We start from the raw sequence: 12,557 nt of genomic DNA, 5'->3' as shown, positions 1-12,557 counted from the left end.
ATCTTTTGATTGCTTATTTTCTAAATTCATTTGGAGGTTATTATGATACAAAATTTAAGGAAAGATATATATTTGATTATACATAAAAAAATATTTATGATGATGTTGATAGGATTAACGATTCTATTAACTTATATTTCATTAAATGATATTACTGATGTATTTTCTAAAGGATACTCTTATCAACATCATTTTATTATTGGAGCTGATTATGTAAAAACTGCATTTAAAAATGGCTTGTTTTATTTGATACCGTTGATTGTCGTGTTTCCATTTGCGGATACATGGCTGAATGAAAAAAATATGATAGATGTTTTATTCACAAGAGTGGATAAACGTAAATATTTCGTTTCAAAATATATGGTAAGTTTTATCTCAGGTTTTCTTTTATTGTTCATACCATTGCTTATTAGCTTTCTTGCAGAAGCGGTAATGCTTGATTTTCATACGCATGAATTGACGATGCTCAGCTATTTTACTAGTGAAAATAATTACATAGATTTAAATCAATGGGTTACTTTTTTTAAATTATACTTAAATCATCCATATGTATATATGTTACTGTTTTTTTTTGATTATATCCACATTTGGTGGATTATGTGCAATGTTGGCATTTTCAATCAGTTTAGTATGTAGACAAAAGGTGTTTACGTATGTAAGTGGATTTGTTTTGTCTATTATCAGTGCAATTGTTGCTTCTTTTTTTTATGATCCTTATGGGAAATGGTTTTTTCAGGCATTGATATCACCAAATAACTATCATGGGGAAGTTACTCCTGTTGTTTATCTTATGTTTTTAATTTTCTTTCTTGTTTTGATATTTGGTTTATTTATAATATATGTGAGGAGGGATCCTCTTGAATAAAAGTGATTACATATATAAATCGAAAGCAATAGATGTTATTTTTTTCTTTCTTTTAGGATTGATAGTTGTTTATCGATGGCGAATCGGTTTAGGCGGAGAAAAAACTGTAGAGTTCTTTTTTGAAGGGATGCAGTTTATGATTCTTCCAATCATTATTTGTTACTTGTTTTATCGTGTGAATCGATATTATCAGAATATATTTTGTCAGATACGATATAAAGATATAAACGAGTGGAGAAAAAGGTATTTATTGGATTGTATACTTGCTAGTGTGTTTTTGATAAGTATCTATTACTTGATTCTATTTGTTTGTTGTTTTACGATGACAATAAGTTATATAAGATATGTTTTGATCTTGTATGTACAGACCCTATTACTGTTTATTTTATTCTCACAGATCAATCATCAATGTGGTGTAATGAATAAAACAAGTTTATCATACTGCTTATGCATTGTTCTTGGGGTAGGATATACACGACTATTTTCTATTATGCCTCAATATTATAATTTTTATGAAGTAGATAATGAAGGATATCTTACAATGTTTCTTCTTATTACGGCAGTTATTTTACTTTTGAATATATTTGTTATGGTTTTGAAATGGAAATGGGAATACATTCGTGGCTTAAGCAAAGATGTTTTCATAATTGTGATTGCAATAGCATTATTCATGCTTCAAAATCAGTTTTACGCAAATTTTTATATGATAGAATCGCTAGGATTTCCTGATGTGTTTTTTATTAGCGTGACAGAAATCATGCTGCCATTACTTGTATGGGCTATGTCAATTGTTGTTCTTGTGACTGCAACATTACAAGTTATGTTAAAAAATTATCGCTCGCATTTATTGTTTTATGCGATTCGTATGCAAAACAGAAGCAAATGGCTAGTAAAGACATTTATGAAAGGCTGCTTGATATTGATTGTATTATTGATTGTGAAATATGGCGTAAATGAACTGTTTCATACAAATAATATATCATTTGTATGGTTCCTTTTAGAAGGCTTTTTTAGGATACAAATTTTAGCATTGTTCATGTTTTTGATATATCAGGTGTATAAAAACACAAAACTGTTTAGTTATGGATTGATCATGATGATCATCGTTACATTCTTTGCTATTACAACAGGAAGTGGAGCAGATATCATTTTGATGAGGACACATGATATTGGAACAATATGCATATTAGGTATCTTGATGTTTGCTTTGTTAGCAGGCAATTGTTATGCGGTGAATCATCTAGATTATTACTAGGAGGATAAGAAAATGAAGATAAATGTTGAAAATGTTAGTAAAGTAATAAAAGGTCAATGTATTTTTCAAAATGTTAATGTAGAAATGGATTCTGGAAAGATTTATGGCTTTGTGGGGTATAATGGGTGTGGAAAAACAATGTTACTACGTATTATCAGTAATTTAGTAAAACCGAGTGAAGGAGAATTGTTTTTAGATGATACTCCATATCGTAATATTCATCAGATGCCTAAAATTGGAATCGTATTAGAGAAACCTGATTTTTTTAATGAATTAAGTGGATTAGAAAATTTGGAAATGTTAGCAAAAATACGGAATGAAATTGGAAACGATGAAATTATGAATGCAATTAAGAAAGTAGGACTCTTTACACAAGAAAATAAAAAAGTTGGGAAATACTCATTAGGAATGCGCCAACGATTAGGAATTGCACAGGCGATTATGGAAAATAACGATATATTGATTTTAGATGAAATTACAAGTGGATTAGATGAAGATGGTGTGGCAATGATTTATAATATTTTGAACGAAGAAAAAGAAAAAGGAAAATTGATCATGATCACTTCACATAATCGTATAGATATAGAAAATCTATGTGATGTAACATATAAATTTAACAATGGGACGGTTCAGTTATATGAAACAGGTGAATAAATTATTTCTTCTTTTTCTGGCAGTTATAATTGCTATATTTACGTATGCCTATATGGCAGGTAAAGATTTAGAATCAAAAACATTCACTGGTCTATCTGATATAAAAGAAATGATGGTATTAAATGATAATGCAGGAAGTGAAGGAGATGACCCTTTAACTTCTGTGGAAAACAGAATATATGATAAAGATGTAAATACCATGAAGCAATTATATGAGAAAAGTGATGTCATCGCAAAAGTAACTTTAAAAGGGCGTTCACAGGCAATTAATACAATGTGTAGTCAAGTAGAAGTATTGGATATTTATAAAGGAAAGCAGAATATTGATGATAGTTCTATTCAGGTATATGAACCATTTGGTATTCTTTATACTGGTGATAAACAGGAAATGCTAAAAATATTTGGCGCATGCTTACCAATGCGTGAAAATGAAGAATACATTTTATTCTTAAGAAAGGAAATGGATGGAAAATATAATTTCGTGTCAGGATTATATGGGAAATATCATGTTGATGGTGATGCTTATTTAAAAACCGATGGAAGTGAGCCTTCTGTTGAAAAAATTCTTGAAAACGATATGTTAGATTTCTATATGAGTGAAGAAAAAAAAGCACAAATTGATGAAGAACTAGCAATTGGTGGTTTAGATAAAGAAGCTGCATTAACGGAATTAAAGTCCTACGAACGTTTAGAAAAGCTAAAAGAAACAAGAGCAAACATACGTTCGCAATTTTCTGCATATGGCATCGCTTCATGATGTAAAACAATGAGAGTATAGTGGCTTGCATTGTTTTTTTTATAAAATCTTTTACAATTTACATCATTTCGTGTACAATTAAGCAGTGAGGTGTCAGATATGGAACGTTTACAGAAAGTAATAGCACAGGCAGGAGTTGCATCCAGAAGAAAAGCGGAAGAAATGATCGCACAAGGACGTGTCAGCGTCAATGGAGAAATCGTGTCTGAAATGGGATATAAAGTAAAAAAAGGAGATTACATTGAAGTTGATGGAAATCCAATTGAAAAAGAAAATAAAGTGTATTTTTTAATGAATAAGCCTAAGAAAACCATGTGTACATCAAATGATGAATTTGACCGTACATGTGTAGTGGACCTGATTCATTGTAAAGAACGTATTTTTACTGTAGGTCGATTAGATTATGATACCAGTGGTGTTTTGATTTTAACCAACGATGGAGATTTCGCAAATGCAATCATTCATCCCCGTTATCACATTCCCAAGGTTTATAATCTGACAATCAATGGAATTTTAACGATTGAAGATATGAAAAAAATCAAAAATGGAATCATTTTAGATGATGGTACAAAGACCTTACCGGCAAAATTCAAGTTTACGGAAAAAGATAAAGAAAAGAATCAGTGCAGTTTTGATTTGACGATTTGTGAAGGCAGAAACCGTCAGATCAAACGAATGATGGAAGCTCTTGGATATGAAGTACGTCGTCTGCATAGAAAACAGATTGCTTTTTTACATTGTAGTGATTTAAGACAGGGAGAATACCGTATCTTAAAACCTTTTGAGGTTAAACAATTGCGTTCTCTTGCGGAAAAAGGCGAAATGAAAAATAAATAACAGGGACATTCCCTGATTTTTCATGTATTAGGAATTGAGGTGTAGATATATGCAGCAGTATTTTATTGATACGATCGCGCATATGAATGATCAGATAGCTTTAAACACAGAACAATCCCATCATATTACACATGTTTTACGTATGCGGGAAGATGATGTGATACGTATCGTGGATACATCTTCACAGATGTATTTTGCTCATATTCATATCGATGGGAAGCATGTGTTCGCACATATTGATGAGATGATTGAAGATCATACAAAGAATAAAGTACATATCACACTGGCACAAGGCTTGATTAAGAAGGAAAAGTGGGATTTTCTATTACAGAAAAGTGCAGAATTAGGTGTTGATTGTATCCTGCCTTTTATCTCCAGCCGTACGGTTGTGAAGATGAAAGATGAAAAAGCAGATAAAAAGCGTCAGCGATATGAAAAGATCCTTCAAGAAGCCTGTGAACAATGTAAACGTAGTACATTGGTAGAATTTCAGGATACAGTTGATTTAAAAAAAATAAAAGATGTAGAAGCAGATTTGAAACTGATTGCTTATGAAGATGCTGATCATCAAAGTGAACATTTGTATCAGGTATTGCAACAGCATAAAAATATTTCTTCTGTATTGGTGGTTGTGGGCAGTGAAGGCGGTTTTTCTATAGAAGAAGTGGAACAATTGGAAGCAAGTGGTTTTATCCGCGTGTCTTTAGGCGCAAGGATATTACGTGCAGAAACTGCTGCTATTTCACTCATCAACAACATTGCTTTCTTTTATGAGATGGTGGGGGATCAATCATGAAGACGCTTGTGGAATTTTTGAATAAAACATATGATCAAAAATTAGAGAATCATAAAGAATATAAAAAAACGTTAAAAGAAATGAAAAACTTTTTGACAGAAAATAAAGTAACCTGTTCAAAAAGTGATGATATTGATTGTATACATTATGAAATTTATGTGTCATCCATCAAAAATAAACAGCATTTTGAAGAAGTATTTTTTGATACGTATGTGAAAATGTATGATTATTGGTATGATTTGACATATAAAGAACGTAAACAACAGATGAACGTGGATATTGATGCCTGTAAGCAGGATATGAAGCATTTCATGTATGAAGAGGAAGAAATCTTTATGCCATGTTTCGATTCACGTATGAATCATTTATATAATACGGAAATCGTTTTACTGGATTTAAAACAGTATCATACATTTATCCGTGATTTTGAAAAGGAAATCAAAGATGATCTTTATGGCGTATTGCCATATGAAAATGGTTTTACAAGTACACAGGTATATGCCCAGATGGGAGATAGCTTTGTGGTGTATCAGCCAATGGTTCATCGTTTCTATTGTTTTTTACATGGCCATTATGCCAGCTGCTTGTCCCTTGATCCTAAAATGCAGAATATAGATGAAAAAGAACTGCGTATGGCAGCAATGCTGTTTTTGCTGGGACGTGAGGAGGATCTTGCCCAAATGCTGATAGAAAGTACTTTGATTCCTGATAAAATGAAGAAAAAAATCAGTAAATTACTGGAAAAGCAGGCAAAAAGGAATAAAAATAATACCTAGAAACCTTTTCAAGCGATATGATTTAGAGTATAATCAACACTAAGGAGTGAGTGCATGACTACATTTGCGATTGCGACATTGGGATGTAAAGTAAATACATATGAATCCCAGGGTTATGAAAGTGCATTGTTAGATAAAGGATATGAAGAAGTATCCTTCAAAGATAAAGCCGATATTTATATTATTAATACCTGTGCAGTAACCAATACGGCAGGTGCAAAAAGCAGACAGAAAATCCATCAGGCACATGCGGCCAATCCAAACGCTATCATTGCGGTGGTTGGTTGTTATGTACAGACATCAAAAGATGCAATGGAAGCGATGGAACATGTCGATATTATTGTTGGAAGTGATGGGAAGAGTCAATTGGCAGATATGATTGAACATGCTCTAATACATAGAGATAAACAGATCATGCTGCATGATGTGCGCCAGGTAAAGGCTTTTGAAGCCCTTCCTATTCATAAATTTGAACATCAGACAAGAGCATTCTTGAAGATACAGGATGGCTGTAATCAGTTTTGCAGCTATTGTATCATTCCCTATGCACGTGGTGCTGAGCGTTCTTTAAAGGAAGAAGAAGCATTACGTGTTGCTACGGATCTGGTAAAAAATGGACATTTGGAAATTGTATTAAGTGGTATTCATACGGGTCGTTATGGTCGTGATATCCATACAAATCTTTTACATTTGATGAAACGTATGGTAAATGAAATCGATGGATTAAAACGTATTCGTATTTCATCCATTGAAATGAATGAGCTGAGTGATGAATTGTTAATGTATATGAAAGAAGAACCAAAAATAGCACGTCATTTACATATACCGATTCAAACCGCAAATAACACTGTATTGAAGAATATGAATCGTCCTTATGATGTGGAATGGTTTAAACAGCGTGTGGCATATATTCGTTCTTTAATGCCGGATATTTCCATATCCACGGATGTAATTACCGGTTTCCCTCAGGAAAGTGAAGAAGAATTTGCGGATACCATGAAGAATATCAAAGAAATCAATTTCTCTTTTCTGCATGTGTTTCCATTCAGTAAACGTGACAATACCGTTGCGGCAAAGATGAGTGGGCATATTGAAAACAAAGTAAAAAAAGAACGTGCGGGAAAACTGATTGAAATAAGTAAAGAACTCTACGATAACTATAAAGAACGCTTTATTGGCAAAGAAGTAGATGTATTGTTAGAAAAAATGGAAGATGGCTATTTATTTGGGCATACCAGTGAATATCTGCCGGTTTATGTCAAAGGAAATCCTGAAGATCTCCACAAAATGAAGAAAGTTGTCATTCAGACATTTGAAAACGATAAGCTTTATGCAGTTTAAGGAGGCATCTTACATGAAACTGTCACAGATGTTTGATAATGCGCCGGATATAGAAATTGGCGGATTATGTATTGATTCAAGAAAAGTCAAAAAAAATGATATGTATTTTTGTATGGAAGGCATGGTACATGATGGGCATGAATTTATTGATGAAGTCATTGATAAAGGTGCTGTATGTATTGTTCATACCAAACCTGTTGAAAATACACGAAAAGGCGTTGCGTACATCAAGGTAGAAAATGTAAACAACACGCTGAATATCCTTGCCAGTAAGTTTTATGGCTATCCAAGTCGGAAACTGAAAGTATTTGGTGTAACTGGCACAAACGGAAAAAGTACGATTACAAGCATCATAAAGGATGTATACAGTCATTTTGAACCATGTGGCTATATCGGTACGATTTCCATCAGTTATGGAGATGTGGTTTTGCCACCTAGTTTAACGACACCAGATGCGATTTTGATACATAAGACATTAAAAGATATGCTGGATGCGAAGATGAAGGCAGTGGCTTTGGAAGTCAGCTCTCATGGATTAGAACTTGGACGTGTACAAAGTGTTGATTTTGATGTTGCGATATTTTCCAATCTGACATATGATCATTTGGATTTTCATGGAACGATTGAAAATTATTTTGAAGCGAAAAAGAAATTGTTTACCAATTTAAAACCGGATGGCGTTGCTGTATTGAATATGGATGATGCATACTTTGAACGTTTAAAAGAAGCGTGCAGTGCACGTGTTGTGACATATGGTATTGAAAAAGACGCAGACTATCGTGGCAGTGAGATTCAGATTGGAACGGATGGTTCCAGTTTTATCCTGTATCATGATGGAAAAGAATACCCAGTAAGAACCAATCTGGTGGCAATGTATAACATTTCCAATTTGTTGGCAGCGATTGCGGCTATGGCAGAAAGTGGTATCCCATTAGAAGAAATTTTACCATACGTCAATTCTTTGACACAGGTAGATGGAAGAATGGAACGAATCGATGAAGGACAGTTGTTTAATGTCATCGTAGATTTCGCACATACCCCGGATGGTTTGGAAAAGGTATTTGAATATGCGAAGAGTATCACGGAAGAGGGCCATGCGATTATTTCTGTATTTGGTTCTGCAGGAAAACGTGATACCAAGAAACGTAAGGTGTTTGGAGAGATTGCGGATCGTTATTGTGAAAGTATTATTTTAACTGAGGATGATCCACGTGATGAAGATCCAAGAGATATCGCCAATGAAATCAAAAGCGGTATTGAACACACCAATAACATTTTTATTGAAGATCGCTATGCAGCAATTCGTCAGGCTATTGAAAGTGCCAATGTTGGCGATACGGTACTGATTCTTGGAAAAGGGGATGAGGTATTTATGTATCGTGAATTTGGCAGAGAGCCATGGATGGGTGATAACCATGTCGCTCGCCACTGTATTAGAAAATACTGTTTGGGACTTGAAGATGACGAAGAAAAGCTGTAAGGGATATAGGAAGTAACGCTTTTAAAGAAAAAAACTTTGAAAAATCTCATCAAATGTACAAAATTAGTTGCATTTTTCAAATGTTTTCAGTATAATAGTGTTGCTTGCATCAGAAGGGAGGGTAAATCATGCCGAAAGTAGTATTAAAAGAAAACGAAGTTCTTGATGATGCTTTACGTAGATTCAAACGCCAAGTGTCAAGAAATGGAACCCTTGCTGAAGCTCGCAAAAGAGAGTTTTATGTAAAACCAGGCGTACGCCGTAAATTGAAATCAGAAGCTGCACGTAAAGCACGTCGCGGTAAATAAGAAGAAGGAAACTTCTTCTTTTTTTATGCCAGATGGTCAACAATGCATAGGATAGTGTAGAGGCGTATCTTTTGTGGATGGATAAATATGTGTAAAATTTATAAAAACATATATTGACAAATAAAAAAAGATACAGTAAGATAAAAACACTTATAAAAAAATGTGGATCAGAAGGAGTATAAAGAATTTCGCCATCAGCGAGCTGATACAGAGTGGAAGGTCAGCGGTAAGAAATCTTTAGAAGCGCATCTGGGAGTGTCCCTTTGAAAACAGTAGAAGGGGTCGTCTGTCTTACGTTACAAGGCTAAAGATCTTTTGTGGGATACAGAAGATGAAACAGAGTGGTACCGCGATACGTCGCCTCTAATCGAGGCGGCGTTTTATTTTTATAAGGAGAAAGGAAGATCAATATGAAACAAATAAAAAAATTGTTAACGATTCTAAGTGTGCTGGCAATCATTTGTGTAAACATGCCAATCATTCATGCAGAAGACGATAACACACAAAAAGGCGAGGGCGACCTTTTACAACAGATTTTAGACCGTGGCGAATTAATTGTCGGTACATCACCAGACTTTCCACCAATGGAATTTATTGATACAACCAAAACAGGACAGGATCAGTATGTTGGCTGTGACATTGAACTTGCAAAATATATCGCTGATTCTTTAGGCGTTAAGCTGACAATCAAAGCAATGGACTTTGATGCAGTACTTGCCAGTGTAACAACCAAACAGATTGACCTTGCAATCACTGGTATTACAAAAACACCTGCCCGTGAAGATTCTATGGAAATGAGTGATTCTTACTTTGATGAAGAAGGCGAATCCGGCTGGCAGGGTATCCTGATCAAAGAAGATAAAAAAGATGTATACACTTCTTTGGATACATTAAAAGGCAAAAAAATCGCAGTACAGGCAGGCAGCCTGCAGGACTTATATGTCAGTGAACAATTGCCTGATGCAAAGAAACAGTATATCACACAGTTAAATGATGCGATTGAATTATTAAACAACGGTACCGTTGATGCAGTCGCAACAGCTTATGGAACTGGCCAGGACTTTGTAAAACAAAAAAGCGGCTTGTATATTGGAGAAGAACTGTTATTCACATTAAACAAAGATTATACAGGTAATCGTATCGGTATTCCAAAAGGTGAAACAGCATTGTTGTATCGTGTGAATGATATCATCAAAGATGTCAAAGACAAACACCTTTATGAAGAATGGTATCAGACAGCTTTAAATTATGACAAACAGAAAATCGAAGGAAACTATTTACAACGTGTGGCACAGATCTTCAGCATTTACTGGCCAAAATTCTTGACAGGCCTTGCTGCTACATTAGGTCTTGCCCTTATCACTGTCATTGGAGGTACACTGCTTGGAACGATCCTTGCACTTGTAAAATTATCTAAGAATAAATTTGTGAAGTTTCTATCCAGTGCATATGTAGAAATCATTCGTGGTACTCCATTATTACTACAGTTATGGCTGTTTGTAACGATATTTGCGATGTTTGGAAACGATCAGATGATCGTCAGTGTCATTACCGCACTTGTAATCAATTCCAGTGCATATGTCGCAGAAATCATTCGTGGTGGTATCATGTCTGTGGATAAAGGACAATGGGAAGCTGCGAAGAGTCTTGGTATGAGCAATCAGCATATGATGGTGAAAATCATTTTCCCACAAGCATTTAAGACAATTCTTCCATCTCTTGGTAACGAATTTATCATGATGGTAAAGGAAACATCTCTTGCATCTACTTTCTATATCGGAGAATTGATGACTGCCAACAATGTTGTAAAAACCGCAACATATTTCTCACTTGAAACATTAACGATTACTGCCATAATTTATTTCGTGGCTACATTTACTTTAAGCAAACTGGTAAATTATATGGAAAGGAGGCTGAGTGTCAGTGACTAGTCAAGCATTGATCAAAGTTGAAAATCTAACAAAAAGTTTTGGTGACCTGGAAGTATTAAAAGGCATCAATGAAGAAATACATGAAGGGGAAGTTGTAAGTATCATCGGACCTAGTGGTTCAGGAAAAAGTACATTCCTTCGTTGTTTAAATCTATTAGAAGTGCCAACTGATGGTAAAGTGATTTTTGAAGGTGTCAATATCGCAGATAAAAGTGTGAATATTGATACACACCGTCAAAAAATCGGTATGGTATTCCAGCACTTCAATGTATTCCCACATTTGACTGTATTAGAAAATATTACCATTACCCCGACTCTAGAATTAAAAATGCCAAAAGAAGAAGCTGAAAAGCTAGGCTGTGAATTACTTGCGAAAGTCGGCCTGCTTGATAAAAAGGATGAATATCCAAGAAAACTATCTGGTGGACAAAAACAGCGTTTGGCAATCGTACGTGCCCTTGCCATGCATCCGGATGTCATTTTATTTGATGAGCCTACCAGCGCATTAGACCCAGAAATGGTAAAAGATGTACTGGATGTTATCAAAGGTTTGGCAGATCAGGGAATGACGATTGTAATCGTTACTCATGAAATGGCATTTGCGAAACAGATCAGTGATCGTGTGTTGTTTATGGATGGTGGTTATATCCAGGAACAGGGAACACCTGATCAGATCTTCAATCATCCACAGAATCAAAGAACGATTGAATTCTTAAGTAAAGTATTATAAAACAAATGGAATCCTCATGATGAGGGTTCTTTTTTTAGACTTTACAATATTATAAAAAGTGTTATCATGAAATTAACAGATATAGATAGAATAACAGGCAAGGAGCGATAATATGAAAATTTCTGAGATTATGAAAACCGGAACATATATTCCAGCAGGTTTTAAGATAAATGATATGATATACGATGCAGCTTATCCTTTTCCATTATTGAGTGTTGATATGAATGATGAACGTATTTTGATTTCAGCGCCACTTCATACAGATGCTTTTATCGCTTATCCTAAGAAAGAAGAAATCTGCATACCATTTGATCAGGTAAAGACCATACGCTGTCATGCCCAGAAATGGTATGGAGGACCTTTACATAAACCGTATACAGATTTGTTTCGTTTTCCTATCATTGTAGATATTGAACTTTTGAATCACACAACATACAAATTCAGAAATAATGCTTTGATTATGATCTATGATATTTACCAGCTGATACAGGATAAAAATATTGTATTTGTTGATGAGAAGCATCTGCTGAAGATGTTAAAGAAAATAAACACAAAGCAAAGTGCATTAAATATTGATATTGCAGTTGTGGAAGTATTAGCGCCTATTGCAGAACAATTTGAATTAATCGCATAAAAATACAAAAAGAAAAGCTTTAGAGTATGTGTATGATGCATACTCTTTTTTCTATAGATCATATCATCATAAGGGTTTAAATTTAACAAAAATATTACAAAACCATCCTTTTCTTTACATTATAATAAAATGGTAAAGGAAGGTGAGAAAGAACTGGCATAACATCACATAAAAAAACATACCTTGTATAGAG

13 protein-coding genes and 1 other annotated feature are annotated in these 12,557 nt (G+C 34.3%); all 13 genes read left to right on the top strand.

All coding sequences use genetic code 11. The features are described from left to right. Nucleotides 1-42 precede the first annotated feature (42 nt). The 13 genes from DW114_RS16195 (at nt 43) to DW114_RS16130 (ending at nt 12,364) form a co-directional block, all read left to right on the top strand. Nucleotides 43-636, top strand: a complete 594-nt coding sequence (locus DW114_RS16195; RefSeq protein WP_117454772.1) for a hypothetical protein — start codon at nt 43-45, stop codon at nt 634-636. Between the two features lie 221 nt (nt 637-857). Further along, the gene (locus DW114_RS16185) at nt 858-2,120 is read left to right on the top strand and encodes a hypothetical protein (RefSeq protein WP_117454770.1); all 1,263 of its coding nucleotides are present in this window, start codon (nt 858-860) and stop codon (nt 2,118-2,120) included. A 12-nt stretch (nt 2,121-2,132) separates the two neighbouring features. Continuing rightward, on the top strand, nt 2,133-2,774 hold the full coding sequence (locus tag DW114_RS16180) for an ATP-binding cassette domain-containing protein (protein WP_117454769.1): 642 nt from the start codon (nt 2,133-2,135) through the stop codon (nt 2,772-2,774). Beyond that, nucleotides 2,758-3,531, top strand: coding sequence for a hypothetical protein (locus DW114_RS16175; RefSeq protein ID WP_117454768.1), 774 nt, complete (start codon nt 2,758-2,760; stop codon nt 3,529-3,531). Before DW114_RS16180 ends, DW114_RS16175 begins: the two co-directional genes overlap by 17 nt. A 99-nt stretch (nt 3,532-3,630) precedes the next feature. Beyond that, nucleotides 3,631-4,368, top strand: coding sequence for a pseudouridine synthase (locus DW114_RS16170; protein ID WP_117454767.1), 738 nt, complete (start codon nt 3,631-3,633; stop codon nt 4,366-4,368). A gap of 49 nt (nt 4,369-4,417) precedes the next feature. Then, on the top strand, nt 4,418-5,164 hold the full coding sequence (locus DW114_RS16165) for a 16S rRNA (uracil(1498)-N(3))-methyltransferase (RefSeq protein WP_117454766.1): 747 nt from the start codon (nt 4,418-4,420) through the stop codon (nt 5,162-5,164). After that, nucleotides 5,161-5,940, top strand: coding sequence for a hypothetical protein (locus DW114_RS16160; protein WP_117454765.1), 780 nt, complete (start codon nt 5,161-5,163; stop codon nt 5,938-5,940). The genes DW114_RS16165 and DW114_RS16160 overlap by 4 nt, the downstream gene beginning before the upstream one ends. Before the next feature lie 54 nt (nt 5,941-5,994). Further along, nucleotides 5,995-7,281 (top strand): tRNA (N(6)-L-threonylcarbamoyladenosine(37)-C(2))-methylthiotransferase MtaB, encoded by a 1,287-nt coding sequence (gene mtaB / locus DW114_RS16155; protein WP_117454764.1) that lies wholly within the window; start codon nt 5,995-5,997, stop codon nt 7,279-7,281. Between the two features lie 13 nt (nt 7,282-7,294). Next, nucleotides 7,295-8,761, top strand: a complete 1,467-nt coding sequence (locus DW114_RS16150; RefSeq protein ID WP_117454763.1) for a UDP-N-acetylmuramoyl-L-alanyl-D-glutamate--2,6-diaminopimelate ligase — start codon at nt 7,295-7,297, stop codon at nt 8,759-8,761. 128 nt (nt 8,762-8,889) lie between these two features. Further along, nucleotides 8,890-9,069 carry a 30S ribosomal protein S21 gene (gene rpsU / locus DW114_RS16145; RefSeq protein WP_002609166.1) on the top strand — a complete coding sequence of 60 codons (180 nt, stop codon included), beginning with the start codon at nt 8,890-8,892 and terminating at the stop codon, nt 9,067-9,069. A 154-nt stretch (nt 9,070-9,223) separates the two neighbouring features. Continuing rightward, nucleotides 9,224-9,437, top strand: a binding site (T-box leader). A 42-nt stretch (nt 9,438-9,479) separates the two neighbouring features. Beyond that, nucleotides 9,480-11,000, top strand: a complete 1,521-nt coding sequence (locus DW114_RS16140) for an ABC transporter substrate-binding protein/permease (protein ID WP_117454762.1) — start codon at nt 9,480-9,482, stop codon at nt 10,998-11,000. Beyond that, the gene (locus DW114_RS16135) at nt 10,993-11,730 is read left to right on the top strand and encodes an amino acid ABC transporter ATP-binding protein (protein ID WP_117454761.1); all 738 of its coding nucleotides are present in this window, start codon (nt 10,993-10,995) and stop codon (nt 11,728-11,730) included. Before DW114_RS16140 ends, DW114_RS16135 begins: the two co-directional genes overlap by 8 nt. 112 nt (nt 11,731-11,842) lie before the next feature. Further along, a complete protein-coding gene (locus DW114_RS16130) occupies nt 11,843-12,364 on the top strand; it encodes a hypothetical protein (RefSeq protein ID WP_117454760.1) in 522 nt (173 codons plus the stop codon). The last annotated feature ends 193 nt before the right edge of the window (nt 12,365-12,557 follow it).

It is taken from the genome of Absiella sp. AM09-50 (genome assembly GCF_003433845.1).
Classification (GTDB): domain Bacteria; phylum Bacillota_I; class Bacilli_A; order Erysipelotrichales; family Erysipelotrichaceae; genus Hoskinsella; species Hoskinsella hominis.
This window is presented reverse-complemented; position numbering and strand designations above follow the sequence as displayed.

Excerpts from the sequence above, each read along its gene's own strand:
- DW114_RS16195 (WP_117454772.1), top strand. The coding sequence starts at position 43 with ATGATACAAAATTTAAGGAAAGATATATATTTGATTATACATAAAAAA.
- DW114_RS16180 (WP_117454769.1), top strand. The coding sequence starts at position 2,133 with ATGAAGATAAATGTTGAAAATGTTAGTAAAGTAATAAAAGGTCAATGT.
- DW114_RS16175 (WP_117454768.1), top strand. The coding sequence starts at position 2,758 with ATGAAACAGGTGAATAAATTATTTCTTCTTTTTCTGGCAGTTATAATT.
- DW114_RS16170 (WP_117454767.1), top strand. The coding sequence starts at position 3,631 with ATGGAACGTTTACAGAAAGTAATAGCACAGGCAGGAGTTGCATCCAGA.
- DW114_RS16165 (WP_117454766.1), top strand. The coding sequence starts at position 4,418 with ATGCAGCAGTATTTTATTGATACGATCGCGCATATGAATGATCAGATA.
- DW114_RS16160 (WP_117454765.1), top strand. The coding sequence starts at position 5,161 with ATGAAGACGCTTGTGGAATTTTTGAATAAAACATATGATCAAAAATTA.
- mtaB (WP_117454764.1), top strand. The coding sequence starts at position 5,995 with ATGACTACATTTGCGATTGCGACATTGGGATGTAAAGTAAATACATAT.
- DW114_RS16150 (WP_117454763.1), top strand. The coding sequence starts at position 7,295 with ATGAAACTGTCACAGATGTTTGATAATGCGCCGGATATAGAAATTGGC.
- rpsU (WP_002609166.1), top strand. The coding sequence starts at position 8,890 with ATGCCGAAAGTAGTATTAAAAGAAAACGAAGTTCTTGATGATGCTTTA.
- DW114_RS16140 (WP_117454762.1), top strand. The coding sequence starts at position 9,480 with ATGAAACAAATAAAAAAATTGTTAACGATTCTAAGTGTGCTGGCAATC.
- DW114_RS16130 (WP_117454760.1), top strand. The coding sequence starts at position 11,843 with ATGAAAATTTCTGAGATTATGAAAACCGGAACATATATTCCAGCAGGT.